The 24,305-nt window shown below is 71.7% G+C and carries 20 protein-coding genes and 2 pseudogenes; 8 read left to right on the top strand and 14 right to left on the bottom strand.

Features of this window, described 5'->3' with window-relative positions:
* Positions 1–144 precede the first annotated feature (144 nt).
* The 4 genes and pseudogenes from ACU6P3_RS02990 to ACU6P3_RS02975 form a co-directional block, all read right to left on the bottom strand.
* Positions 145–1,068, bottom strand: a complete 924-nt coding sequence (locus ACU6P3_RS02990; RefSeq protein WP_447195779.1) for a sterol desaturase family protein — start codon at positions 1,066–1,068, stop codon at positions 145–147.
* A 451-nt stretch (positions 1,069–1,519) separates the two neighbouring features.
* A pseudogene (locus tag ACU6P3_RS02985) lies at positions 1,520–1,876 on the bottom strand (GNAT family N-acetyltransferase); the annotation flags it as partial.
* A 470-nt stretch (positions 1,877–2,346) separates the two neighbouring features.
* Positions 2,347–3,264 carry a sirohydrochlorin chelatase gene (locus ACU6P3_RS02980; RefSeq protein WP_447195778.1) on the bottom strand — a complete coding sequence of 306 codons (918 nt, stop codon included), beginning with the start codon at positions 3,262–3,264 and terminating at the stop codon, positions 2,347–2,349.
* A gap of 95 nt (positions 3,265–3,359) precedes the next feature.
* A complete protein-coding gene (locus ACU6P3_RS02975; protein WP_447195777.1) occupies positions 3,360–4,397 on the bottom strand; it encodes an N-acetylglucosamine kinase in 1,038 nt (345 codons plus the stop codon).
* 314 nt (positions 4,398–4,711) lie between these two features.
* Here ACU6P3_RS02975 and ACU6P3_RS02970 point away from each other — a divergent pair, with 314 nt between their 5' ends.
* Together ACU6P3_RS02970 and ACU6P3_RS02965 are read left to right on the top strand one after the other, a co-directional pair.
* Positions 4,712–5,389, top strand: coding sequence for a uracil-DNA glycosylase (locus ACU6P3_RS02970; protein WP_030743469.1), 678 nt, complete (start codon positions 4,712–4,714; stop codon positions 5,387–5,389).
* A gap of 109 nt (positions 5,390–5,498) precedes the next feature.
* A complete protein-coding gene (locus tag ACU6P3_RS02965; RefSeq protein WP_447198191.1) occupies positions 5,499–7,466 on the top strand; it encodes an alpha-glucuronidase in 1,968 nt (655 codons plus the stop codon).
* Here the strand turns inward: ACU6P3_RS02965 and ACU6P3_RS02960 are convergent.
* The 5 genes from ACU6P3_RS02960 to ACU6P3_RS02940 all read right to left on the bottom strand — a co-directional run bounded on the left by ACU6P3_RS02960 (position 7,460) and on the right by ACU6P3_RS02940 (position 13,927).
* Positions 7,460–9,523 carry a beta-galactosidase gene (locus ACU6P3_RS02960; RefSeq protein WP_447195776.1) on the bottom strand — a complete coding sequence of 688 codons (2,064 nt, stop codon included), beginning with the start codon at positions 9,521–9,523 and terminating at the stop codon, positions 7,460–7,462. The genes ACU6P3_RS02965 and ACU6P3_RS02960 overlap by 7 nt on opposite strands.
* On the bottom strand, positions 9,520–10,302 hold the full coding sequence (locus ACU6P3_RS02955; protein ID WP_447195775.1) for a YesL family protein: 783 nt from the start codon (positions 10,300–10,302) through the stop codon (positions 9,520–9,522). The genes ACU6P3_RS02960 and ACU6P3_RS02955 overlap by 4 nt, the downstream gene beginning before the upstream one ends.
* A gap of 4 nt (positions 10,303–10,306) precedes the next feature.
* Positions 10,307–11,959, bottom strand: a complete 1,653-nt coding sequence (locus tag ACU6P3_RS02950) for an ABC transporter substrate-binding protein (RefSeq protein ID WP_447195774.1) — start codon at positions 11,957–11,959, stop codon at positions 10,307–10,309.
* A gap of 49 nt (positions 11,960–12,008) precedes the next feature.
* A complete protein-coding gene (locus ACU6P3_RS02945) occupies positions 12,009–12,893 on the bottom strand; it encodes a carbohydrate ABC transporter permease (RefSeq protein WP_447195773.1) in 885 nt (294 codons plus the stop codon).
* 98 nt (positions 12,894–12,991) lie between these two features.
* A complete protein-coding gene (locus tag ACU6P3_RS02940) occupies positions 12,992–13,927 on the bottom strand; it encodes an ABC transporter permease (RefSeq protein ID WP_447198190.1) in 936 nt (311 codons plus the stop codon).
* 441 nt (positions 13,928–14,368) lie between these two features.
* On the opposite strand from ACU6P3_RS02940, the gene ACU6P3_RS02935 reads away from it, so the two are divergent.
* Positions 14,369–15,358: an acetylxylan esterase gene (locus ACU6P3_RS02935; protein ID WP_447195772.1), complete on the top strand. Its 990-nt coding sequence runs from the start codon at positions 14,369–14,371 to the stop codon at positions 15,356–15,358.
* A 175-nt stretch (positions 15,359–15,533) separates the two neighbouring features.
* On the opposite strand, the gene ACU6P3_RS02930 is transcribed toward ACU6P3_RS02935, so the two are convergent.
* The gene (locus ACU6P3_RS02930) at positions 15,534–16,610 is read right to left on the bottom strand and encodes an NADH:flavin oxidoreductase/NADH oxidase (protein ID WP_447195771.1); all 1,077 of its coding nucleotides are present in this window, start codon (positions 16,608–16,610) and stop codon (positions 15,534–15,536) included.
* Between the two features lie 299 nt (positions 16,611–16,909).
* Here ACU6P3_RS02930 and ACU6P3_RS02925 point away from each other — a divergent pair, with 299 nt between their 5' ends.
* Positions 16,910–17,710 (top strand): uracil-DNA glycosylase, encoded by an 801-nt coding sequence (locus ACU6P3_RS02925; protein ID WP_447198189.1) that lies wholly within the window; start codon positions 16,910–16,912, stop codon positions 17,708–17,710.
* 104 nt (positions 17,711–17,814) lie between these two features.
* A complete protein-coding gene (locus tag ACU6P3_RS02920; RefSeq protein ID WP_447195770.1) occupies positions 17,815–18,852 on the top strand; it encodes a DUF6214 family protein in 1,038 nt (345 codons plus the stop codon).
* A 25-nt stretch (positions 18,853–18,877) separates the two neighbouring features.
* On the opposite strand, the gene ACU6P3_RS02915 is transcribed toward ACU6P3_RS02920, so the two are convergent.
* A complete protein-coding gene (locus tag ACU6P3_RS02915) occupies positions 18,878–19,555 on the bottom strand; it encodes a DUF305 domain-containing protein (RefSeq protein WP_447195769.1) in 678 nt (225 codons plus the stop codon).
* A 180-nt stretch (positions 19,556–19,735) separates the two neighbouring features.
* Here ACU6P3_RS02915 and ACU6P3_RS02910 point away from each other — a divergent pair, with 180 nt between their 5' ends.
* Positions 19,736–21,232, top strand: a complete 1,497-nt coding sequence (locus ACU6P3_RS02910) for an LVIVD repeat-containing protein (RefSeq protein WP_447195768.1) — start codon at positions 19,736–19,738, stop codon at positions 21,230–21,232.
* On the opposite strand, the gene ACU6P3_RS02905 is transcribed toward ACU6P3_RS02910, so the two are convergent.
* Entirely contained in the window at positions 21,208–21,861 is a 654-nt protein-coding gene (locus ACU6P3_RS02905) for a TetR/AcrR family transcriptional regulator (RefSeq protein WP_447195767.1), read from the bottom strand. The two genes, ACU6P3_RS02910 and ACU6P3_RS02905, sit on opposite strands and share 25 nt — an antisense overlap.
* Between ACU6P3_RS02905 and ACU6P3_RS02900 the strand changes: the two genes are divergently transcribed.
* The gene (locus ACU6P3_RS02900) at positions 21,860–22,303 is read left to right on the top strand and encodes a hypothetical protein (protein WP_447195766.1); all 444 of its coding nucleotides are present in this window, start codon (positions 21,860–21,862) and stop codon (positions 22,301–22,303) included. The genes ACU6P3_RS02905 and ACU6P3_RS02900 overlap by 2 nt on opposite strands.
* A gap of 205 nt (positions 22,304–22,508) precedes the next feature.
* On the opposite strand, the gene ACU6P3_RS02895 is transcribed toward ACU6P3_RS02900, so the two are convergent.
* Positions 22,509–22,973 (bottom strand): cyclic nucleotide-binding domain-containing protein, encoded by a 465-nt coding sequence (locus tag ACU6P3_RS02895; protein ID WP_447195765.1) that lies wholly within the window; start codon positions 22,971–22,973, stop codon positions 22,509–22,511.
* 302 nt (positions 22,974–23,275) lie between these two features.
* Between ACU6P3_RS02895 and ACU6P3_RS02890 the strand changes: the two genes are divergently transcribed.
* The gene (locus tag ACU6P3_RS02890) at positions 23,276–23,980 is read left to right on the top strand and encodes a response regulator (protein WP_447195764.1); all 705 of its coding nucleotides are present in this window, start codon (positions 23,276–23,278) and stop codon (positions 23,978–23,980) included.
* Positions 23,981–24,084: 104 nt separating this feature from the next.
* Here ACU6P3_RS02890 and ACU6P3_RS02885 read toward each other — a convergent pair.
* A pseudogene (locus ACU6P3_RS02885) lies at positions 24,085–24,270 on the bottom strand (respiratory nitrate reductase subunit gamma); the annotation flags it as partial.
* Positions 24,271–24,305 lie beyond the last annotated feature (35 nt).

Below are 24,305 nucleotides of genomic sequence, written 5' to 3'. Positions count from 1 at the left end.
GCGTAACCCGTGCCGGCCGGGGCTCGTCGGTGGGGCGAACGAGCGAGGTACAAGCGCATGGCCGACCGGGCGGTGAGGCATCGGCCGGTGGTGATGAGGCGTCAGCCTGTGGCCGGTGTGAGGCTGGCCGAGGGTGGCGGGGCGTCAGCCGGTGGTGGTGTCACCGGCCTTCACGGGCCGCCGCCAGGGATGGGCCAGCGTCGCCATGAACGACTCGGTCCTCGGGAAGGAATCGGGGTCCACCAGACCGACCGCCGCCGGCTCCCGCCCCGGCCGCCAGGTGAAGCTGCCGAACACCCGGTCCCAGATCGAAAGATCGGAGCCGTAGTGCCCGGCCTCGGCCAGATCGGTGCTGTGGTGCAGCCGGTGCTGCTCCGGACTCGCGAAGACATGGTTCAGCGGGCCGAGCCGGACGGTGACGTTGGCATGGACGAAATACCCCTGCGCGACCACGAACAGCCCCACCCCGAAGACGGACGTCTCCGAGAACCCCACGAGCGCCAGCGACAGTTGGGTACACCCCTGGGCGATGAGGATGTCGGCGATGTGATTGACACCGTTGTTGCCGACATTGACCTTCTCGGGTACGTGGTGGACGCCGTGCAGCCGCCACAGCCAGCGGTTGGTGTGCCCCAGGCGATGGACCGTGTAACTGGCCAGCGAGCCCAGCAACAGGGCGAGGGGTATCTCGGCCCAGAGCGGCAGCACGGGGTCGGGACGGGCCACGGCACTCACCCCGCCGAGCACCAGCGACTGCGCCACACCGCCGCCCACCGCCGTCAGCGTGTAGTACACGCCGTACGAGACCCACTCCCGGCGGGTGGGGTGCCAGGACCGCTGGTAAGGGATCAGACGCTCCAGCGCCGCCAGATAGCCGATGACCGAGAGCTGGAAGACGAAAGTGGTCCGCCCGGTGTCCCAGTCGCCGCCCACGGCTATGGCGAACACACCCGCGATCGAGAGGAGCAGTATCGGATACGCGACCAGGGCCAGCAGTGCCCGCACCGTCTCCCGCGCGCCACGCTCCGGCCGGAAAGCACCCGCGCTCCCGGGTGATGTACCGGGCATGTCGCCCCCTTCGCTGGTGGTCGGGCCCGTCGGCGGACGGGCTCGCTGGTGTGGTGGACAGGCCCAGGGCGGACGAGCTCGTCGAGGTGACGGGCTCGCTGATGCACGGGCGGGTACCGGACGGAACGGCGAGTGTGCGCGGCCGCCGTCCGCCGTCCGACACGGCGGGGCCACCGTGTGACATTTTGCTGTGGTTCAACTACGCGGGGCAATCGCGGCAGGTCGGCGTGCGGGGTCTCATCGGCCTACTTGATCGTCAACGCGCGCCCCCGGCGCAACCCCGATACCGGTCTCATCCCCGCATGAAATCGTGCGCGGCGGTGAACGGGGGAGACGGGGCGCGGCGGCTCCGAGGTCGGCCGGATCGCCGGCCGCGCCGGGGCCGGCGATCCGGCCCGTCGGGCGGTTGCGCGCGACACCCCGCCGGGCAACCGCGTCCGGCCCGCCTCGGTCACCCCTCCGGTTCCTCCTGGGTGAGCCGCAGTCGCAGGGCCGGATGGCGCGGCGGGGTGAAGCCGAGGGAGCGGTAGAGGCCGAGGCCGTCCCCGGTGGCGTACAGGCTGATCATCCGGGCCCCGGTGTCGGTGGCGAACCAGTCCAGCAGCGCGTCGAGGCAGGCGCGGGCATGACCGAGGCCACGGCGGCGCGGGTCGGTGGACACGTTGAAGACATGACCGTGCACGCCGCTCAGGTTGAGCGGACCCGGGGCGTGCCGATCACAGATGCCCACGGCGCCGCTGACGACGCCGAGTCCGGGATCCTCCGCCACGAAGGCCGCGAACTCGTCGGGGCGCGCCGGCCACTCGTCGAACCAGTCGAGCGCGGCCGACCGCCAACGGCGCGCCGGCCGCGCCGACGGGCTGGCCCATGGCCTCCAGCATCAGGGCCCGCAGCCGCACCAGCGCCGCCGCGTCCCGCGGCACCGCTCGGCGTATCCGCGCCTCTGATCCGCCACTCGGTTCGATCGTCATGCCCGTACCGTCCCAGGCCGGCCGGCGGAGTATCGGCTTGGCTCGGCGGGCGCCTCACCCGGCGCCCGGCCCTCGTCCAGAACTCTTGGCGCCGGGCGCGGGACGCGGACCGGCCCGGGCCGGAGAGCCCGGAGTCCGGACAAGGACCAGGGCGGGCCGGCGCGGGCCACTTCCGGCGTACGGGTCTGCCCTCCCGCCGCCGGGCGTCGGCCGGGTGCCGTGCCGACGTAGCGGGCGTGGGGCGACGTGCCGACACACCCCGCGGGCGCGGGGCCGGCGGCGTCGCCGTCACCCCGCGAGTGCGACGTCAGCGCGCCGGGGTGCCCTGCGGCTGCGGCGTGATGCCCAGCGCGGTCGTGTACTTCGACAGCACGAGCTTGCCGATCGCCGGGTACGAGCCCAGCGGTTCGGCCGTCGCGCAGTCCGCCTCTTTGAGCGCCGCGTCCAGCAGCCCCTCGGGCAGCTCGGGACCGACCAGGTACGGCGCCAGCGCCAGCTGGGTCGAGCCGGCCGCGCGCAGCTGCTCCGCGATGGCGGCCACCGAGCCCTCCTGGTCCAGGGCCGCGGCCATCACCGGCAGCGCGAGCCGAGCGGCCAGCAGCATCCCGGTGATGCCCGCCGCTTGGACAGCCTCCTCGCCGCCCACCGTGCCGAGGATGATCCCGTCGGCCGCCGTGGCGACCGTGAACAGCCGGGCGCGGTCGGCCCGGGCGAGACCGGCCTCCGACAGGCGTACGTGCAGCCCTTCGGCGAGCAGCGGATGCGGACCGAGCACGTCCGTCAGCTCCACGGCCGCGCCGCCGGCCTCGACAGCCTCGCCTATCCGCGTGATGAGAGCGCTGTCGGGCCCTGCCAGCAGCGGTACGACGACCGCGACCGGGCCCTCGGGCTCGCTGACCTCCCGGCCCAGGGACTTGGCCAGTTCGTAGCGCTCGGTACGCAGCGCCGCGGCGCCGGCCAGCACCGCCTGGAGCGAGGGGTACTGATCGTCGCCCTCCAGGAAGCCGATGCCCGCTTCCAGGCCGGGCAGCTCGGAACGGGCGATGCTGACGAGCTCCTCGGCCAGACCACGTACGGCGGCCGAGGGCGTGCCGGGGACGGCCAGGACGAGCGCGGGAGCGCCATCGGGAGCCGCGACCGGCTCCGGGCGGCGGTGGCGCCCCGACTGTCGGGGTCGCGGCATTCGTACGGGCAGGCCGGATGCGGGCCCAGTGGGGGTGCTCATGGCGTCGAATGCTACTGGTTTCGTGGCTTGCGCTGTTCGGTGAGGGGGCGGTGGGGAACCGTCTGTCCTCATTTATCCGTTAGGTATTTTTCCGCTCATCCGTCCCGTTCTGTCGGGATGTTCAGCAGGTGTGGATCGCGTGGCAGTCGCAGCGAATCCGTGGCGAGCGCCCCCGCCACGAGCAGCGCCCCCGCCAGTGGGTCCGCCGCCGCGGGCACCGGCGCGGCATGCGGCAGCCGCCGGGCCAGCTCGGCGCGCAGGGGTCCGAGGAGCGGGTCGCCGAGCTTCAACAGGCCGCCCGTCAGAGCGACTTCGGGCGCACCGGAGGCGGGGCAGACCGCCTCGGCGGCCTCCGCGACATGGCGGGCGGCAGCCGACATGATGCTCCGCGCGACCGGATCGTCGGCCGCGCACCGGGCCACCTCCGGTGCGAAGGAGGCCAGGACGGCGGGCCGGTCGGTGCGTGGATAGAGGAGCCCCGGCATCCCGTCGGCGGGCCCGAACGCGTCCTCCATCCTGGACAACAGTGCGGGCGAACCTCCGCTCCGGCCGTCGTGCGCGCGCAGGGCCGCCTCCAGCCCGGCGCGGCCGATCCAGGCGCCGCCCCCGCAGTCCCCGAGCAGATGGCCCCAGCCGTCCGCCCGCCGCCAGTCCGCCAGGCCGGTGCCCAGGGCGATGAGCCCCGTACCGGCCGCGACGACCGCCCCCGGGCGCTGGCCGAGGGCTCCGGCGTACGCGGTGACGGCATCCGCGGCCAGCGCCACTTTCCGTACGCCCAGCGCCCCGTGCAGCGCGGCGGGCAGCTCGGCGCGCAACGCGTCACCGAGCGACGCCATCCCGGCCGCTCCGATGGCGACCGCGACCGGCCGCGCCGTGACGTCGCCGCGGTGCGCCCCCACCGTCGCCAGCAGCGACTCCACGGCGGGCAGCAGCCGGCCGAGGAGGTCGGCCGGGTCGATGCCGGAGGGGCCCGTACGGACCGGCTCGGCGGAGGTGACCGTGGCGAGGACGGCCACCCGGCCCGTACCGTCGGCGTTCCCGCTCCCGCCACTGGCCGAGCCGAGCGCGACCCGCAGACCCGAACCGCCCGAGTCGACGCCCAGCACCCAGCTCACATGCCCGGCTGAGCTCATGGACCGGCTCCAGGATGAGTGGGAGGGAAACGGTGGCGAGGGAAACGGTGGGGAAAGGCGAGGAATTGAGAGAGAGGCGAGAACGAACGGCGAGTGACGGCGGCAGCCTAACCCGAGCCCCGGCGCTCGGGCGAGGAACCGCTCGCAGCATGAAGAGGAACCGCTCGCGGCATGAAACCGGCCGGACTCGGCATACGCGTGCCGACCGGTGACCACGGAGCGGTGCCCGTGAACGGCGGTTGCCGACAAGACCGTTGCCCTCCCCTTCGTCCTGGATTGGTGGGCCCGTCCCGTGGGCCAGTAGAGTGATCGCTGTGGCAGCACGACCCTTGAACGAACTTGTCGAATCCGGGTGGGCGGACGCGCTGCGCCCCGTGGCCGGACGCATCGCCGCGATGGGCGATTTCCTGCGAGCCGAGATCGCGGCCGGCCGTACTTACCTGCCGGCCGGCGGGCATGTCCTGCGTGCCTTTCAGCAACCCTTCGACGAGGTACGGGTGCTGATCGTCGGGCAGGACCCCTATCCGACGCCGGGAATGGCCATCGGGCACAGCTTCGCGGTGTCGCCCGACGTGCGTTCCCTGCCGGGCAGCCTGGAGAACATCTTCCGGGAGCTGCAGTCGGACCTCGGGCTGCCCCGGCCGTCCAACGGGGACCTCACACCGTGGACGCGTCAAGGAGTGCTGCTGCTGAACAGGGCGCTCACCACCGCCCCTCGCAAGCCCGCCGCCCACCGCGGCAAGGGGTGGGAGGAAGTGACCGAACAGGCCATCCGCGCCCTGGTGGCGCGGGGCAAGCCGCTGGTGTCCGTCCTCTGGGGCCGTGACGCCCGGAACCTCCGGCCCTTCCTCGGCGACCTGCCCGCGATCGAGTCCGCCCATCCCTCCCCGATGTCGGCGGACCGCGGATTCTTCGGCTCGCGGCCCTTCAGCCGCGCCAACGACCTTCTGGTCCGCCAAGGAGCACAGCCGGTGGACTGGCGACTGCCGTAGCCCCCGGGAGGATCCCGTGACCGACGCGCCCCGCGGCCCCGGCCCCGCTTCCGAACCACCCGGACCGCCCGTCTTCTCCGTACCGCGGACGGAAGCGGACCACGCCTGGCTGCCGCCGGAGGCGTTCCGCGCCCTCGGCTCCGGGCGCGTCCTCGTCAGCGGGACCGGCCCCCTCGTGGACACCGTGCACGGTGAGGTGGCCGCGGCCTGCGAGCGGTTCGGCGGTACGGTGACGCGCGCGCGAGAAGGGACCGCGTCGGAGGGTCCCGCGTACGACCTGCTGCTGTGCCTGGAAGAGGCCGCCGAACGCGGCGACGAGGGGTTCACGCTGGCCCGGGAGCGGGGAAGGACGGTGGTGACGGCCACGGGGCAGCGCGGGCTGCTTCACGGACTGTTCCACGTCGTACGGCTCGGCGCGGCCGCGTTCGACGGCGAGCACGCGCCCGAGGCGCACCGCCCCGCGCTGGCCACGCGCATGCTGGACCACTGGGACAACGTGGCCGTCCACCCGGTGATGGGACAGGTGGAGCGGGGGTACGCGGGCGGCTCGCTGTTCTGGCGCGACGGCCGGGCGCGCGGCGCCCTGGAGCGGGTGCGGGCGTACGGCCGGCTGCTCGCGGCGTGCGGGATCAACGCGGTCTCCGTGAACAACGTCAACGTGCACGAGGCCGAGGCACATCTGCTGACCGACCGGATCGGGGACGTGGCGGACATCGCGGACGCGTTGCGGCCCTACGGGATCAGGACGCACCTGTCGGTCACCTTCGCCGCGCCGGTCGTGCTCGGCGGACTCACCACGGCCGACCCGCTCCAGGAGGAGGTACGCGCATGGTGGGCCGGGGCGACCGAGCGGGTGTACACGGCGATACCGGACTTCGGCGGGTACGTGGTGAAGGCGGACTCGGAGGGGCAGCCGGGACCCTTCGCCTACGGCCGCAGCCACGCGGACGGCGCCAACCTGCTCGCCGACGCGCTCGCCCCGTACGGCGGCACCGTGCACTGGCGTGCCTTCGTCTACGACCACCGGCAGGACTGGCGGGACCGGACGACCGACCGCGCACGGGCCGCGTACGACCACTTCGTGCCGCTCGACGGCGCCTTCCGGGACAACGCCGTGCTCCAGGTGAAGCACGGGCCGATGGACTTCCAGACACGTGAGCCCGTCTCACCGGTCATCGGCGCCATGCCGCGCACCCGGCTGGCGGTGGAGATCCAGGCGACGCAGGAGTACACCGGCCAGCAGCGGCACGTGTGCGCGCTCACGCCGATGTGGAGCCAGGTGCTGCGGTTCCGCCCCGGCGGCGCGGCGGCGGCCCGCGTCGGCGAGCTGGTGCGGGGCGGACTCGTCGCGGTGTCCAACGCCGGTGACGACCCGTACTGGACCGGGCACCCCCTCGCCCAGGCGAACCTGTACGCCGTGGGGCGGCTCGGCTGGCAGCCGGACGCGGACCCCCTCGCGCTCCTGGACGAGTGGATCGAGCTGACCTTCACGCCGGAGGCCGGCCCCGACCCCGAACGCCTGCGCGCCGGGCTGCGCGCCGTTCTGCGCGACTCGTGGCGCACGTACGAGAAGTACACCGCGCCGCTCGGGGTGGGTTTCATGGTGCAGCCGGGCCATCACTACGGGCCGAGCGTGGACGGGTACGAGTACAGCCCCTGGGGCACCTACCACTTCGCCGACCGGAACGGGATCGGCGTCGACCGCAGCCGCGCCACGGGCACCGGGTACGCGGGACAGTACGCCGCGCCGTGGGCCGAGGTGTACGAGTCGGCCGACACCTGCCCCGACGAGCTGCTGCTGTTCTTCCACCACGTGCCCTACGGCCATGTGCTGCACAGCGGCACGACCGTGATCCAGCACATCTACGACACGCGTTTCGAGGGCGTGGCCGAGGTGGCGGCGGCGCGGGAGACCTGGGCCTCGCTCGCCGGCCTGGTCGACGACGCGCGGCACGCGCGGGTGACGGAGCGCTACGAGGAACAGCTCCGCTGTGCCCGAGAGTGGCGTGACCAGGTCAACAGCTACTTCTTCCGCAAGTCCGGCGTACCGGACGCCCACGGCCGCCGCATTCACTGAGCCCGCACCACCGCCACCCCGCGCGGGTCGAGGACGAGCGGGGCGCCCCGCTCGACCCGGCGCCCCGTCAGCAGGTCGGTGCCGGTGACGTGGGCGGTCAGGCGGGCCGGCTCGGGCGCGTGGTTGAGGAGGAAGTGCAGTCGGGTTCCGTCGGGGGCGACGCGCGTGGCGGTCTCCACGTCCGGCCGGTCGGCGTAGGGGCCGATCAGGTCGTGCCGGGCCAGGACGCGGCGTACCACCGAGTCCACACCGGTCCGGTCCAGCGCCGTGGCGACGTACCAGCCCTCGCCCGCGCCGAAGGCGTGGCGGGTGACGGCCGGAGTGCCCGCGTAGAAGTCGGCCGTGTACGTGCCGACCGGCTCGGCGCCGCGCGGCAGGACGATCTCGAACACCAGGCGCGCGTCCGTGCGCACGGCGTCCGGGGTCTCGTCCTCGTCCGGTGCCTCGTTCTTGCTGCCGTGGAGGACGACGGGATGGGCGGTGTCCGCCGGGCGGGCGTCCCATTCGTCGACGCGGATGCCCATGAGGGGGGCCAGCGGGCCGGGGACGTCGGACAACAGGAACGCCCGGTCGTGCTCGTCGACGCGGCCGGAGAGGAACGTGGCGAGTACCGTGCCTCCGCGCGCGGCCACGGCCTCCAGCCGGGTGGCGAGATCGCCCTTGACCATGTGCAGGACGGGGGCGAGGACCACGTCGTAGGCGGAGAGGTCCGCGGTGACCGGGACGATGTCGACGTCCGCTCCCGCCTCCCGGGCGGCCCGGTAGTAGGCGTGCACCTGTTCCTGGTAGCGCAGCAGGCGGGTGGGGCCGTCGGAGATCTCCAGGGCCCACCAGCTGTCCCAGTCGAAGAGCAGGGCGACACGGGCCGGGGTGCGGGCCCCGAGCGCGGCGTCGCCCAGCAGCTCCAGCTCCATGCCCAGCTCGCTCACCTCGCGGAAGACCCGGGTGTCGGCCCGGCCGCCGTGACCGATGACCGCGCCGTGGTACTTCTCGCAGGCGCCCCGGGAGGCACGCATCTGGAAGTAGAGGACGGCGTCGGCGCCGTGGGCGACCGCCTGCCAGCCGGCCAGGCGCAGTTCGCCGGGGCGCTTGAGGGGGTTGACGTCACGGCTGGCCGTCGTGGAGGGAGTCTGTTCCATCAGCCAGAAGGGGGCGCCGTCCTTGAGCCCGCGCATCAGGTCGTGGGCGAGCGCGGGCCAGGTCGGCGGCGCGTCCAGGGGCGGGTAGTTGTCCCAGGAGGCGAAGTCGAGGTGGGGCGCCCAGCGGTGGTAGTCGAGCGGCCGGTACATGCCCATGAAGTTGGTGGTGACGGGCGTGTCGGGGCAGTGTGCGCGGATCGCCTCCTTCTCGGCGAGGAAACAGCCGAGGAGCGCGTCGGTGGTGAACCGCAGGAAGTCCAGGGTGATGCCCTGGAAGGCGGTGTGGTCGGGGCCGCGCCAGTGCTCGGTGAGCGCGCTGGGCGGCTCGATCTCGTCCCAGTCGGTGTACCGGTGCGACCAGAAGGTCGTCCACCAGGCGTCGTTGAGGGCGTCGAGGCCGCCGTGCCGCTCGCGCAGCCAGCCACGGAAGGCCACCGCGCACAGGTCGCAGTAGCAGGCACCGCCGTACTCGTTGCCGATGTGCCAGGCGAGCAGCGCCGGATGGTCCGCGTAGCGTTCGGCGAGGCGGCCGGCGAGCGCGGCGGCGGCCGTCTTGTAGACGGGGGAGCTGGGGCAGAAGTTGTGGCGCTGGCCGTAGCGGTGGCGGCGGCCCTCGAAGTCGGTCCGGTTGACCTCGGGGTGGGCGCGGGCCAGCCAGGGCGGGAGAGCGGCGGTTCCGGTGGCGAGGCAGACGCGCCGGCCCTCGGCGGCGGCGTGCTCCACGATCCGGTCGAGGACCGAGAAGTCGTGGACGTCCTCGGCGGGCTGGGTGAGGGACCAGGAGAAGACACCGACGGTGAGGGTGTCGACGCGTGCCTGGGTGAACAACCGGTGGTCGTCGTCCCAGACGGCCTCAGGCCACTGTTCCGGGTTGTAGTCGCCGCCGTAGGGGATCTTGCCGGTGCGGGGCGGGGTCATACGGTGAAGTCCTCCTCGGTCTCGGTGATCACCGGGCGGCTGGTGTGCAGCAGGGACAGCAGCAGGAGCGGGGCGAGCAGGACGGGCAGGGCCTCGGTGGCGAGGAGTGTCAGGCCGGCGGCGACGACGATCAAGGAGGCGGCGCCGAGGGTGGTCCTGCCGTGGCGGAGCAGGAAGTACGCGGCGAGCCGGCAGGTGTCCGCCGTGCGGAAGGCGAACAGGGAGGTGAGGACCAGGGCGTGGGCGCCCCAGAGCAGCCCCGCGAGCCCGGCCGCCGCCAGCAGGGCGGCCCACCAGCCGGGCAGTCCGGTGAGCGGGAAGTGGGCGAGGCAGAACGCGACGACGGTGAGCCAGGTGAGCAGCCCCGCCCAGAGCTTGAGGGCGGGCCAGGCGTTCAGGCGCCAGCCGCGCCAGTAGTCGCGGGCCGGGTGCAGGTCGGTCAGGTCGCGACCGCGGTGGTGCAGCGTGTGGAGGGCGGCGGCGAGAGCGGGGCCGAGCGGCAGCAGACAGACTGCGGCGAGCGGCAGGCCGACCGGGTCGCGGTCGAGGAAGAACAGGGCGACGAGCCCCGGGGACGTGGCGGCGAGCAGCATCGCCTCCACCGTGAGCAGGGTGTGGACCAGGGCGGCGGCCCGGGAGAGCGGACCGTCGCCGGAGAAGCCGGGCCCGGGCACGCGGCCCGGCGAGGGCCGGCCCTCGGCACCCGGACCGTGCTCGGTCCGGGTGCCGCGACGCGGCCCGAGCCCGCCTACGGGCCGGTCCGGGACGCCGTGACGCATGGGATCAGCCCTTCTCGCGCTGGAAGCGTTCGTAGGCCTGGTTGTGCAGGTCGACGTAGCGGTCCATGTTCCGGCTCTTCAACTCGGCGACGTAGCCGTCCCATTCGGCCAGGGGACGCTTGCCGAGGGCGAACTTCAGTGTGTTCTGTGCGACGTGGTCCTTGAGCGGGGTGTCCCAGAGCGCCGCCTGCTCCTGCTCCTCGGCCCTCAGAGGATGAGCGGGTTCGACGGGGCGGAGGGGGCGCCGCGCCATGGCGTCGGCGAACTTCTTCTCGTCCGGGGCGAAGGACGAGGAGACCAGCGCCCAGCTGCCGCCGTAGGCGAACACGCCGTTGGAGAATCCGTAGTCCTTCTGGAGGTCCTTCGGCGCGCCGGCGGGGGTGCCCATGAGGCCGATACCGTCCGCGACCCGGTACCGGCCGGGCCCGGACCGGCTGTAGGTGACGCCCTGGACACCGTATTTGCCGAACTCCTGCCCGGCGTCCGAGTACCACAGCCAGTCCACGAACTGCATCAGCGCGACGAAGCTGTCGCTCTTGAGCGCCGCGCTGGAGATCAACAGGCCGTTCTCCAGACGGCTTCCCCGCACCGCCCGGCCGGCCGGGCCGACGGGCACCGGGATCATCTCGATCGTGGCGCCCTCGACCTGTTCGGAGAGGTTGTACCGGTAGTTCTGCACGAGTTCCTGCGGGTTGGCGCTGATCGCGAAGGACTTCTCGGACAGGAGCTTCTGCACGGCCTCGTCGTCGGTCTGGGTGAAGCTCTCCGGATCCAGCAGCTTCTCGGCGCACAGCTTGCGAAGATATTCGAGCAGCCGCCGGTACTCGTCCATGGCCCCGGTGAACACGTACTTCCGCGCCGTGGTGTCGAAGGTGACGTTGTCGTAGTCCCAGCCGGCCTTGGTGCCGTAGGTCTTGGAGAGGTACGACAGGAGCGATCCGGCCGGGTAGGTGGGGACGCTCCAGCGGTCCGAGAACGGATAGCGGTCGGGGTACTCCTCCTTGATCGCCTTGAGGACGTCGTAGACCTCGTCCCAGGTGCCGGGAAGCTTCAGGCCGAGCCGCTCCAGGACGTCCGTGCGCAGGGCCAGCGAGTAGCCGTGCCGCACCTTCTCGTGCAGGCCCGGCAGCAGGTAGAACTTGCCGTCGGCCTGCCGGATGGAGTCGAGTTCTCCCTCCAGGCCCCATGCCTTCACCTTGGCCGTGAAGTTCGGCATGAGGCCGGTGTACTCGCTGACCGGGAGCAGCGCCCCCGAGGAGACGAACGCGGTCTCCTGGGGGTGGTAGGTCTTGGGGATGATCCAGGGGGCGTCGCCCGCACCGATCATCAGGCTTCTCTTCTTCTCGTAGTCGCTGGCCGGCACCGCTGTCGGCTCGAAGGTGACCTTCGTGCGTCTGGTGATCTCCTTCCAGAAGAGCCAGGAGTCCTTCATCGGGTAGGTCGGCATGTTGTTGTGCAGGATCGAGAAGCTGAGCGGCCCGGCCGCCGTGAACTGGTCGCCGACGCCGTACTTGTCCATCGCTCCCTTGCGCTTCTTCGACAGGTCAGCGGGGCCTTCGTCGCCCTCGCCCCCGCCGCACCCGCTCAGTGCGGCGAGCCCGGCGAAGCCCGCCACGGCGAGCAGACCGCGTCGCGACAGTGGTCCGGAGTTCTTCACGGTGACTCCCTCACTCCCTTGTCCCGATGGTGCGCCAGGGGTGGGCCGGTCATCCCTTGACCGCGCCGAGCGTGACACCGGAGACGAAATAGCGCTGGACGAACGGATACACGCACAGGACGGGCAGCGCGGTGAGCACGATGGTGACCGACTGGATGTTCGCGGCGACCTGGGTGAGCTGGTCCGTGCTCGCCCCGGCGCCCGTCCCGCCGGTGGCGCCCACGATGAGGTTGCGCAGATAGACGGTGACCGGCATCAGGTCCGCCCGGTCGAAGTAGAGGAACGCGGAGAACCAGGAGTTCCAGAAGCTCACGGAGTAGAAGAGGACCATCGTGGCGACGACTGCCTTGGACAGCGGAAGCACGATCCGGAGCAGGGTGCCGTAGGTGCTCAGGCCGTCGATCTGCCCCGCCTCCTCCAGTTCGGCCGGCAGGCTCTCGAAGAACGCCTTCATCACCAGCAGGTTGAACACACTGATCGCGTTGGGGATCACCATCGCCCAGAGGGTGTTCTTCATGCCGAGGCTGGTGACGAGCACGTAGTGGGGGATCAGCCCGCCGGAGAAGAACATGGTGAACACGGCGACACCGATGAGGAAGCCCCGGCCCGTGAGGTCCTTCTTCGACAGGACGTAGGCGTAACAGGTCGTCAGGAGCATGGCGACAGCCGTGGCGACGACCGTGTAGAGGACGGTGTTGACGTAGTTGCGCCAGAACGTCTCGTCCCGGAAAACGATCTCGTAGGTGGTGAGGTTGAACCCCCGCGGCCACAGGTTCACCTCGCCGGCCCTGATCCGGGCCTCGGCGCTGAACGAGCGGGCGAGGATGTTGAGGAACGGGTAGAGGGTCAGTACGACGACACCCGTCAGCACCAGGGCGTTGATTCCCTGGAAGACCCGGTAGCCACGGCCCGGACGATGGAGGGGCCGCCGCACGGTGCCGCGGACCGGTCGCGCGCCCGGCCGTGGACTCAGCCGTGCGCCCGGTCGGTGGCCCGGGCGGCGGTCCTCACGGCTGTCCGTGCGGCGCGGTGTCACCACAGGCTCGTCCCCACTGTGCGGCGTGAGAGCAGGTTGGCGGAGGCGATCAGGACCAGACCGATGACCGCCTCGAAGAGGCCGATGGCGGCGGCGTAACTGAAGCTGTTGGACTCGACGCCCGTCCGGTACAGGTAGGTGGAGATGACGTCGGCGGTCGGGTACGTCAGCGGGTTGTACAGGAGCAGGACCTTCTCGAAGCCGACGGCCATGAAGGTGCCGATGTTGAGGATCAGGAGCGTGATCATGGTCGGCCGGATGCCGGGCAGGGTGACGTGCCAGATCTGCCGCCACCGGCCCGCACCGTCGATGCGGGCCGCCTCGTACAGGTCCTCGTCGATGGTGGTCAGCGCCGCGAGATACAGGATGGTGCCCCAGCCGGCGGTCTGCCAGATCTCCGAACCCACAAAGACGGTACGGAACCAGCCGGGCTCCTGGAGGAACGCGACCGGTGCCTGACCGAGGCTCTCGAGCGCCTGATTCACCGGTCCGTCGGCGGCGAGCATCTGCGTGGTGATGCCCGCGACGATCACGATGGACAGGAAGTGGGGGAGGTACGAGACCGACTGCACGAAGCGTTTCAGCGCCCGGGTGCGGACCTCGTTGAACAGCAGCGCCAGCACGATCGGCACCGGGAAGCAGAACAGCAGCGTCAGGGCGCCCAGCCACAGGGTGTTCGTGAACACCTGCCAGAACGTCGGATCGGTCAGGAACATGCGCACGTACCGCAGTCCGACCCACTGTGCGCCCAGGATGGAACCGCCCGGCTCGAAGCGGCGGAAGGCGATGACATTGCCGATCATCGGCAGGTAGCGGAACACCAGGAAGAACGCGAGCGGCAGCACGGCGAGCGAGTAGAGCTGCCAGTCCCGGCGCAGCGCCTGCCGCCAGGTGCGGCGCGCGGCGGGCCGCCTTCCCCGCCGTGGGGTGATGTCCTCGGGCGGAGGCGGATTCCCGGTGGCCGGCTCCGGGTCAACAGCGGTGCGGGTCGTCACGCTCGGGCCTCCCGTGGAGAAGAGCGGAGCAAGGGCGGTGAGTGTCCGACGGGCCTGTCCGATGAGCGGTCCCACGGGCCGGGCCCGTGGCCGGTCCGAGGGACCGCACGAAGGAGCCGACCGTCAACGTGTGGCGGCGGCCGATCCCGTCGGCCGGCAAACTCTCCGAATATTTCGGCAATGAAGCCGCAACTTAAGGGTGTGCGATAGCGGTGTCAATGGGTTCTGCATGAGGTCGTGTTGCGTCAGAATCGGCGTGGGGCTGTGCATATCCGCAAAGGAGCTGGGGAGTTCTCCGTTCTGACTTTTCGAAAGTTTCCGGCGGGCGACCGTGCCGATCGGATGGCCCGGCCGCCCCCTGACCCTCAGCGAGGTGCCATGCCCGCCTTCGATCTGCCACCGGCCGAACTGGAGAGACACCGTCCCGCCCCTGACGAGCCGGCCGACTTCGACGCCTTCTGGCGAACCACGTTGGGGGAATCCGGCCGGAGCGAACCGGTCGTGTCCGTACGGCCTGTCGACAACGGGCTGCGCCTGGTCGACACGTGGGACGTGACCTTCCGCGGCTTCGCGGGCGATCCGGTACGCGCCTGGTACACACGACCGGCGGGAGACCCGCGGCCGCGCCCGGCCGTCGTCGAGTACGCGGGGTACGGACGCGGGCGTGGCCTGCCCCACGAGCGGCTCACCTGGGCCGCCGCGGGATACGCGCACCTGCTCATGGACAACCGGGGCCAGGGCGACCAGTACGGCAGCGGTGGCGACACCCCCGACCCGCACGCCGGGGCACCGGGCGGTCCGGGACCGGTCGTACGCGGCCTGCTGGACCCGCACGACTACCACTACCGGCGGCTCATCACCGACGCGGTTCGCGCCGTCGCCGCACTGCGGTCGCTCCCGGGCGTGGACCGTGACCGGGTGGCGGCGGTCGGCAACAGCCAGGGCGGCGGGCTCGCCCTGGCCGTCGCCGGGCTGGTCCCCGACCTCGCGGCCGCGGTGGTCAGCGCGCCCTTGCTGTGCGGCATCCGGCGCGCCCTCGACCTCACCGACGCCGGCCCGTACGGCGAGATCGCCACCTACCTCTCCGTGCACCGCGGCGCCGAGGCCGCAGCCCGCCGCACCCTCTCCTACGTGGAGGGCGTCTCCTTCGCCCGGCGCGCCGCCGCCCCCGCGCACTTCGGGGTCGGGCTGCGGGACACGGTCTGCCCGCCCAGCGGGGCTTACGCCGCCTACAACCGTTACGGAGAGCTCACCGGCCGCTCTCCGCTGCGGGAGATCCACGCGTACCCCTTCAACCAGCACGAGGGCGGCGACGCCGTGCACGTCCGTCGCCAACTGAGCTGGCTGGCGGACGTGCTCGCCCCTTGACCGGCCGGATTGGCCGCGCGTCCGGCCGCGGCCGGACGCCTCCGGACGTGTGTGTCAGGTCAGCGGGCGGAGTCGGTCCGGGTGCGTGGGCCGAGTCGGCCCGCGCACACGACGGCGGCGCCCCGAAGACCCGGTGCCGGCCTTCGAGGCGCCGCCCAGAGGCTCGCCGGCCCGCTCAGGACCGGTGGTACTGCCGCGGCACGAACACCGTGCCGCCCAGTTCGCGAGCCGCGCGACGGGCCCAGGACGGGTCGCGCAGCAACTCCCTGCCGAGCAGGACGGCGTCGGCCTCGCCATTGGTGATGATCTTCTCGGCCTGCTCGGGCTCGGTGATCAGGCCGACGGCCGCCACCGGAAGCCGCGTCTCGGCCTTGACCCGGGCCGCGAACGGCACCTGGTAGCCGGGGCCGGCCGGGATGCGGACGCGCGGTGCGTTGCCGCCGCTGGACACGTCGAGCAGGTCCACGCCGTGTGCGAGCAGCTCGTCCGCGAGGCGGACGGTGTCGTCGGCCGTCCAGCCGCCCTCGTCCAGCCAGTCCGTCGCGGAGACGCGGAAGAACACCGGCAGGTCCTCGGGCCACTCCGCGCGTACGGCGTCCACCACCTCCAGGGCGAACCGCGCCCGGTTCTCGAAGGAGCCGCCGTAGGCGTCCGTGCGGCGGTTGCTGTGCGGGGAGAGGAACTCGCCGATCAGATAGCCGTGCGCGCCGTGCACCTCGACCACCTGGAAGCCCGCCTCCCTGGCCCGGCGAGCGGCCGCCGCGAACTGTCCGACGATCTCCTGGATCTCGTCGACGGTGAGTTCGGCGGGCACGGGATCGGTCTCGGCGAAGGGCACCGCGCTCGGTGCCAGCGTCTGCCAGCCGCCCGCCTCGGGACCGAGCGGGGCGCCGCCCTGCCACGGGAGGTCGGTCGAGGCCTTGCGTCCCGCGTGGGCGATCTGGATCCCCGGAATCGAGCCCTGCGAGGTGATGAAGTCGGTGATCCGGCGGAACGCGGCGACCTGAGTGTCGTTCCAGATGCCGAGGTCGGCGGGGCTGATCCGGCCCTCGGGGCTGACCGCCGTGGCCTCGACGAGGATCAGTCCGGTCCCGCCGGAGGCGCGCGCCGCGAGGTGCGCGAAGTGCCAGTCGTTCGGCGCGCCGGTGTCCGGGCCCGTGGTGTCCGCGGAGTACTGGCACATCGGCGCCATCCACACCCGGTTGGGAATGGTCAGCGACCGCAGGGTGTAGGGCTCGAAGAGATCGCTCATGAAGGACTCCGTTTCGCTCGGTACGGCCGGCCGGGTTTTGTACGATACGTTCCGTACTATGACGTTCGTCAAATTACGATGTCTCTCGTACCACGATGGTTCTCGTACCACGGTGCCAACCGGAACTCGCGGTGAGGAATTCCATACCGAGGTGTTCGACCGGTCGCACGCGTGCCGGTGTCCGCCGCGGGCGCGGGGAGTGTCGTACCCGGGTCGTACAGTCGGCTGGAGGAGGGCGACTGTCGTACGAGCCGGAGGGACCGATGGCCGGACACGAGCCGAAGGCCGGACGCGAACCGATGGCCCGACGGGAGTCGGCGGAACCGGAGCGGACCGCGCCCGCCACGCCGGACCTGTCGGCGCTGGACCGGCGTGTCTCCGAGTGCCGGGCCTGTCCGCGGCTGGTCCTCTGGCGGGAAGAGGTGGCGCGGACGCGGCGGGCGGCGTACGCGGACTGGGAGTACTGGGGCAGGCCGGTGCCCGGATTCGGACCGGCCGACGCCGCGATGCTGATCATCGGCCTGGCCCCCGCCGCCCACGGTGGCAACCGTACCGGCCGGATGTTCACCGGCGACCGTTCCGGTGACGTCCTGTTCCGGGCGTTGTACGACGTCGGTCTCGCCACGCGGCCGGTCGCCACCCACGGCGGAGACGGGATGCGCCTGCGGGCCGTCCGGATGACCGCGCCGGTGCACTGCGCCCCGCCCGACAACCGGCCCACCCCCGCGGAGCGCGACACCTGCCGTCCTTGGCTGGTGCGTGAACTGCGGCTGCTGCGGCCCACCGTGCGCGCGGTCGTGGTGCTCGGCGGCTTCGGCTGGCAGGCCACCTGGCCGGCGCTGGCGGCGGCGGGATGGCCCACGCCCCGCCCGCGGCCGGCCTTCGCCCACGGGGCCCACCTCGCGTTGCCGCCTCTCGACGGGCCGGCGGCGGGCGGCGGGGCGCGGGAACTGCACCTCTTCGGCTGCTACCACGTCAGCCAGCGCAACACCGCGACCGGTCGGCTCACGCCGGCGATGCTGCGCGACGTCCTCGCCCGGGCGGCCGACGTCGCGGGCCTGGGTGACGGCTCGTCCGTCGGGCCGCACGTCGCCGGTTGAGGCGGGATGCGCCGACAGGGTGCCGTGCGGGCCACCCCCGAGCGTGCCCTGACAATAAGGGCGGATTGCCTGATTAAGTTGCGATTGTGTCGGAATCTAAGTGGATGTCCGCCCGGGAATCCCGGCCCCATGACGCGCGCGAGTGGCCTCTGTGGGAGGTCCAGGGACACGGCAGCGCGACCGGCGTCACGGACCCCCGGGACGTCGCCGCTCCGCAGGAGATCCTGCCGCCCTGGGTCGATGTCCGGCTGACCTTCGCCGACGGTGCCCGGCTCGACGTGCTCGCGGTCGTACGGGAGGGGCGGATCGCCATCGAGGACGCCCAGGCCGATCCGCCCCTGACGCTGGAGGGTTTCGCCGCCCTCGCGGAGGCGATCGAAGTCCCGCTCCGCCACGCCTGTCAGGTCGTCACGGGTCCGCACCGGCCGAACGAGCCCCCACCACTTACGGAGACACCCGACCGGGGAGGCGGCGAGGCGCAGGCCGTCTCGGGACCCACCCGGGGAGTGGCCGTGACGCGCGAGGCGCCGGTCCCTGATGCCGCGGTGCACGGCGCGCCGGTTCACGACCTGCCGGCCTCCGACGTACCGGCCTCCGAGACGCCGGCCTCCGACGTACCGGCCTCCGAGACGCCGGCCTCTGACGTACCGGCCTCCGAGATGCCGGTCTCCGACGTACAGGTCTCCGAGAGGCCGGTCTCCGAGATGCCGACCGAGGACCCGCCGAGTTCCCGCGCTGTGCCCCTCCTTGACGTGCCCGGCATCCGCGACCCGCAGGAGCGTCGGCCTGATTCGCGGGAGTCGCGGTGCCCGCCGGGCGCGGCGGAGCCCCCGGGGATGGCGGCACCTGTCGCCGCGGCTCCGGTGGGGGAGCGGCGGACCGCGGCGGGTTACCCGGAACCCGGACCCGGACCGGAGCCGGAGCGGGAAGCTGTCGGCCGGCACCGTGCGCGCCCCACCTCCTCGCGCGGCAGCGCCGCCCGGCGCGGCGTCGCGGAGATCTACCGGGCCGCCCAGCGCGAGGGTCAGGATCCCGTGCTGGCCGTCATGTCCGCCACCGGATTCAGCCGCCGCAAATCGCTCAGGCTGATCGCCGGGGCGCGGGACGCGGGCCATCTGACGGCCCGGCACCACCGGCGCTGATCGCTCACGAGGGGCCTCTCCCGCATCACATCGAGCGCATCCGGTTCATCTCGGCCGTCTGCTGGGACAGCACGTCGTTCGCCATTTCCTCGATCTGTACGTTCCGCCCTTCCGAGAGCGCCTCGGTGGCCATGGTGATCGCGCCCTGGTGGTGGGTGATCATCAGCTTCAGGAACAGTTCGTCGAAGGCCTTCCCCTTCGCGGCGCGCAGTTGCGTCAGCTGGGCCTCGGTGGCCATTCCGGGCATCGTGGCGTGGTCATGGCCGTGGCCCCGCTTCGCTCCTCCGTTGTTCTTCAACCACGCCTCCATCATCCCGATCTCGGGTTTCTGAGCGGCGGTGATGCGTTCGGCGAGGCGTTTCACCTGTTTCGCGTCGGCCCGTTCCGCCACCAGCTCCGTCATCGTCAGCGCCTGGCCGTGGTGCACGATCATCATCTGCGCATACGTGAAATCGGCCGAGTTGGGGGTGTTGTCCGGAGCGGCCTTCGCCGCCTCCGCCGCGGACAGGGTCTTCGCCGGTTCGCCCGGCTTGCCCGGGGCGAGTACGCCCGGTCCCTTCTCCGCGGCGGAATGCGCCGTACCGTCGCCGCCCGACGCCTCCGTACCGCCCGAGTCGCAGGCTCCCAGGGCGAGTACGGCGACGGCGGTCAGCGCCGCGTACGCCGGCCTGCGGACGCGTGGATTCCTGCGGCGGGTCAACACAGCGGCCTCCCTGGGGCTGTTGGTGGAGTGCACCACCGTCCTAGCACGCTTCCGCGCGCACGTGATCAAAAACTCTTGTTACGTCTGTGTTGCCATCTGTTGAGATGTACATGAGAAGGACGATACTGCCCACGTCGAGAACCCGTTCGACACCGAACGGGGGAAACCAGGGAGGACCGAGTGACCTCGTTGCACACCACCCGAGTGCGGCGCAGACGTCTGGGCGTGGCGGCAGCCGCGGCCGGACTCTTCGCCACGCTCCTGACCGCGGGGACCGCGTCCGCGACCCCCGACCCCGGCGACAACCCGGTCAGGGAGAAGGTCTCGTCGAGCCAGGCCGCCGAAGCGAAGGCCGCCATCGACAAGGGTGAGATACCCGGCGTGGACGAGATCGTCCACAGCGACAACATCAAGCACCTCGCGAATGTCCCCAAGGACCTCATCACCGGGACGAACTCCGACCTGGCGTTCCAGGGCAAGTACGCGTTCGCCGGCAACTACGACGGCTTCCGGATCTTCGACATCAGCAACCCGAAGTCGCCGAAGACCGTCGCGCAGGTGCTCTGCCCCGGATCGCAGAACGACATCTCGGTCGAGGGCGACCTGCTCTTCCTCTCCACGGACTCCTCCCGCAGTGACAACTCCTGCGCGAGCACCTCGCAGCCCGCGACGGAGAAGTCCTCCTGGGAGGGCATGAAGATCTTCGACATCAGCGACAAGCGGAACCCCAAGTACATCGCCGCCATCGAGACGGCCTGCGGTTCGCACACCCACACCCTGGTGCCGGAGCGCAAGAACGTCTACATCTACGTGTCGTCGTACGCCCCCAGCGCGTCCTTCCCGGACTGCCAACCGCCGCACGACGGCATCTCCATCATCAAGGTGCCGCGGAAGGCCCCGCAGAAGGCCGAACTCGTCAAGTTCGACGTGCTCTTCCCGGACGGGGGCAACCCGGGCGCGCCCACCAACCCGGGCGTGTCGGCCACCAGCGGCTGCCACGACATCACCGTGCTGCCCTCGAAGGACCTGGCCGCCGGCGCCTGCATGGGCGACGGCATCCTCTTCGACATCAAGGACCCGGAGCAGCCCCGGGTGATCGACCGGGTCCAGGACAACGTCAACTTCGCGTTCTGGCACTCGGCCACCTTCAACCAGGGCGCCGACAAGGTCGTCTTCACGGACGAGCTGGGCGGCGGCGGCGCCGCCACCTGCAACGCGGAGATCGGCCCGAACCGTGGTGCCGACGGCATCTACGACATCGTCGGCAAGGGCGACAAGCGCAAGCTGGTCTTCCGCAGCTACTACAAGATCCCCAGGCACCAGGCCGACACCGAGAACTGCGTCGCCCACAACGGCTCGCTGATCCCGGTCAAGGGCCGCGACATCATGGTCCAGTCCTGGTACCAGGGCGGTGTGTCCGTGTGGGACTTCACCAACTCCGCCAAGCCGAAGGAGATCGCGTACTTCGAGCGCGGGCCGCTCTCGGCCGACACCATGGTGGGCGGCGGCACGTGGTCGACGTACTACTACAACGGCCACATCTACTCGAACGACATGGTCAAGGGCTTCGACGTGCTGAGGCTCGACGATCGCCTGACGGACCCCGCGAAGAAGGTGCGGATGTCCGAGCTCAACGCCCAGACGCAGCCGGACTACTTCGCCTCCTCCGGCCACTGAAGGACGAAGGCCTGACTCGTTCCGCCGGGCGGCTCCCCGCCCGGCGGAACGCCGCGTTCCCAGGCCAGCCCGTACCGCCGGAACAACTCCGCGCGCAGCCTGGGCAGCGGCATCGGGGCCCCGGGCATCAGCACCGCGAACACCGCGCCCATCAGCAGGGCACGCAGCATCGGGTAGTCGCTGTCCGCGTCCTCGGATCCGTATGCCACGACCGTGTCGCGCAGGAGCTGGGCCAGCCGCTGCTGCTCGGGACACCGTACGAAGCCCTCAGCCTGGAGGATGTGGGCCATGTGCGCGCGCATCACGACCGGCTTGTCGGCCGCCAGCCCCAGGATGGCGTCGATCGCCCGCGCCATCAGCTCCTGACCGTCCCGCGTGCGCGGTTCCCGGCTGAGGGCGGCCTCCAGCGTGCGGTGCATCAGCCGGTGCACGGCGGACTGCAGGAGCTGCCGCTTCCCGGGGAAGTAGTAAGAGACCAGCCCGCGTGCGGAGCCGGCCCGGTGGGCGATGTCGGCGAGTGTCGTGGCCTCGTACCCGTGTTCGGCGACCAGCTCGACCGTCGCCTGCAACAGCCGCTCCCTGGAACGCCGACGTAACTCTTCATTGACCGACGGGCTTCGCGGGGACATGCTGGACTCCTGCGTTGACTGGCTCTCAGCCAATATACTCAGAGCCGCCCGTCACGCTCCCCGACCGGGCCGGGACGGGCCGGCCGCAGGGCTTGGGCGACGCGGGGGATCGCCCAAGCCCTGCGGCGCCTCCCCGCGCGTTGCCGACCGGTGCCGTCGGTGGCCCGACCTCCTCGGCGACGGTCGCGCCCGCGATCCTCCGCACCGGGACGGCATCCTCGTCGCCGACCAGTACTGGAACGGCGACCCGTGGGAGATCGACCTCGCCCGCCACCGCGATGCCCTGACCAACGGCGCCGAACTGGTCCTCGAGCTCCTGCCGTTCGATCCGAAGGCCAAGGTCTACGTGCCCGAAGACCTGCGCCCCACCGAGCCCACTCCGCGGGTGACATCGGGCCGCCTGGTGCCCGTCCACCGCGGTGCCGTGACCGCTGCCGGCTGATGTGTCCTCGCACCATGCCCGTCCGGGTCGAGCGGCCTGTCGGTCGTCGGTGACACCGACCGCGGCGTGCTGGTGCGCGATCCGGTCCAGCGGCGTGTCCGGGCGGGTGCCCGGGGCGTCTCCGGCTACGAAGCCGCCGGAGGGCCGGAGCGGCACGGCAGTCGGGCGTACCTGCCGGGACAGCTGTCGCGGAACTCCTCCTCGGTCACAGGAGGCTCCCGCTGCCGTAGGGGGCGTACAGGTCCAGCAGCCGGGTACGGGCCGAGCGCAGGCGGTGGGCGACGACATCGCCCACCCACTGGGCGACGCTCGCGCCGAACACGGGGTCGTCCCGGCACATCGAGCGGACCACGGTGGCGTCGAACTCGTAGGCGCGTACCGGACTGGTCGCCTCGGCGCCCAGGTGCCAGGCGTGCGGGACAAACAGCCAGGACCAGCCGACCAGTTCGTTGTGCCCAAGGGACTCGATGACGGCGGCGGGGCGGCCCGGCACGCGCATGTCGAGGTCGATGCCGCCGGTGCGGATGATCCAGAACCGGTCGGCGCGGCCCCCTTCCTCGAAGAGGCGGGTGCCCTGATGGAACGACACCTCCCGGGCGAAGTGCATCAGCCGCCGCCGGTGTTCGGTCGTCAGCGCCTGCAGCATGCCGGCCGTGGCGGGAGCGTTCATGACGTGCCTCCAGTCGGGCGTACGAGCTTTCACATCCAGCGTGCTGCTGTGTGCCGTGCCGGGCGATGGGCCATCCGGCCCCGGGGCAGGGCCGGATGGCACCCCTTCCGGGTCCGTCGGCATGCTGTGCCGGAACGAGGGGACCGGAGTTGGGGGGCGGTAGGGCCTACCGGCCCTCGCCCTCCGGTCCGGGATCGAGCAAGATCGTGCGAGGGGCGGGCATCGTGCGGGAGGCCGGCGCCGGTTGCGCCCAGTGGGCCGGGCCCGAGACGGAATTCGGACAGAGCGACGAGGAGCATCACATGGCGGACGGGGAGCAGCCCGGGCGCGACAACCCGATAAGGGTCTTCCTGCTGGACGACCACGAGGTGGTACGGCGTGGGGTGCACGACCTGCTGAACGACGAGCCGGACATCACGGTCGTCGGCGAGGCCGCCAACGTCGAGCAGGCCCTGGTCCGCGTCCCCGCGCTGCGCCCCCAGGTGGCGGTGCTGGACGTACGTCTGCCGGACGGCGACGGGGTGACCGTGTGCCGGGAACTGCGCTCGCGGATGCCGGAACTGGCCTGTCTCATGCTGACCTCGTTCGACGAGGAGGAGGCACTGCTGGACTCGATCGTCGCCGGGGCGTCCGGATACGTGCTGAAGCAGATCCAGGGGTCGGACCTGGTGTCGGCCGTGCGTACGGTCGCGGCCGGCCAGTCCCTGCTCGATCCCAGCGCCACCGCCAAGGTGATGGCCCGGCTGCGCCAGGACCAGGACCAGCTCCACGAGCGGGAGGCCGAGCCCGACACCCTGTCGGGCCTGACCGGACGGGAGCGGGAGATCCTGGCCCTGATCGGCGAGGGACTGACCAACCGTCAGATCGGACGTCGGCTGTACCTCGCCGAGAAGACGGTGAAGAACCACATCTCCCGGCTGCTGGCCAAGCTCGGTGTGGAGCGGCGCATCCAGGCCGCCGTCATCGCCACCCAGGCCCAGGAGCGGCTGAAGCGCGACGGCGGCTGACGGTACGAGGTGAGCCGCCGGGCCGAACGCCCCGGCTCACCCGCGTCCGGCCCGACGACCGCGTCCGCCCACTACCCGATCCGGTGCGGGCGCGGATCCGTGGCTCACGCCGCTCGCCGGGGGCCGGAGGGCGACCGGGGCCGGCCCCGGTCCGTCGGACGCGCGGCCGGTGTGGCCCGACGCCGGTGGACCAGGTACGGCCGGACCAGGTAGCCGATCGGGGCGCTCCACACGTGCACGAGTCGCGTGAACGGCCAGACCGCGAAGAGCAGGAAGGCGCTCAGCGCGTGCGACCCTGTCGTGCGCCCAGCGGTCGCGGCGCCTG

The sequence above is a fragment of the Streptomyces hebeiensis genome, assembly GCF_052983195.1.
Note: the sequence above shows the minus strand (reverse complement) of the source record. Positions and strands in the feature narration are given on the sequence as shown.

Bases quoted from the DNA above. Each gene is read 5' to 3' on its own strand.
- ACU6P3_RS02990 (WP_447195779.1), bottom strand. From the start codon at position 1,068: ATGCCCGGTACATCACCCGGGAGCGCGGGTGCTTTCCGGCCGGAGCGT.
- ACU6P3_RS02980 (WP_447195778.1), bottom strand. From the start codon at position 3,264: ATGAGCACCCCCACTGGGCCCGCATCCGGCCTGCCCGTACGAATGCCG.
- ACU6P3_RS02975 (WP_447195777.1), bottom strand. From the start codon at position 4,397: ATGAGCTCAGCCGGGCATGTGAGCTGGGTGCTGGGCGTCGACTCGGGC.
- ACU6P3_RS02960 (WP_447195776.1), bottom strand. From the start codon at position 9,523: ATGACCCCGCCCCGCACCGGCAAGATCCCCTACGGCGGCGACTACAAC.
- ACU6P3_RS02955 (WP_447195775.1), bottom strand. From the start codon at position 10,302: ATGCGTCACGGCGTCCCGGACCGGCCCGTAGGCGGGCTCGGGCCGCGT.
- ACU6P3_RS02935 (WP_447195772.1), top strand. From the start codon at position 14,369: ATGCCCGCCTTCGATCTGCCACCGGCCGAACTGGAGAGACACCGTCCC.
- ACU6P3_RS02930 (WP_447195771.1), bottom strand. From the start codon at position 16,610: ATGAGCGATCTCTTCGAGCCCTACACCCTGCGGTCGCTGACCATTCCC.
- ACU6P3_RS02925 (WP_447198189.1), top strand. From the start codon at position 16,910: ATGGCCCGACGGGAGTCGGCGGAACCGGAGCGGACCGCGCCCGCCACG.
- ACU6P3_RS02920 (WP_447195770.1), top strand. From the start codon at position 17,815: ATGTCCGCCCGGGAATCCCGGCCCCATGACGCGCGCGAGTGGCCTCTG.
- ACU6P3_RS02900 (WP_447195766.1), top strand. From the start codon at position 21,860: ATGCTGGACTCCTGCGTTGACTGGCTCTCAGCCAATATACTCAGAGCC.
- ACU6P3_RS02905 (WP_447195767.1), bottom strand. From the start codon at position 21,861: ATGTCCCCGCGAAGCCCGTCGGTCAATGAAGAGTTACGTCGGCGTTCC.
- ACU6P3_RS02895 (WP_447195765.1), bottom strand. From the start codon at position 22,973: ATGAACGCTCCCGCCACGGCCGGCATGCTGCAGGCGCTGACGACCGAA.
- ACU6P3_RS02890 (WP_447195764.1), top strand. From the start codon at position 23,276: ATGGCGGACGGGGAGCAGCCCGGGCGCGACAACCCGATAAGGGTCTTC.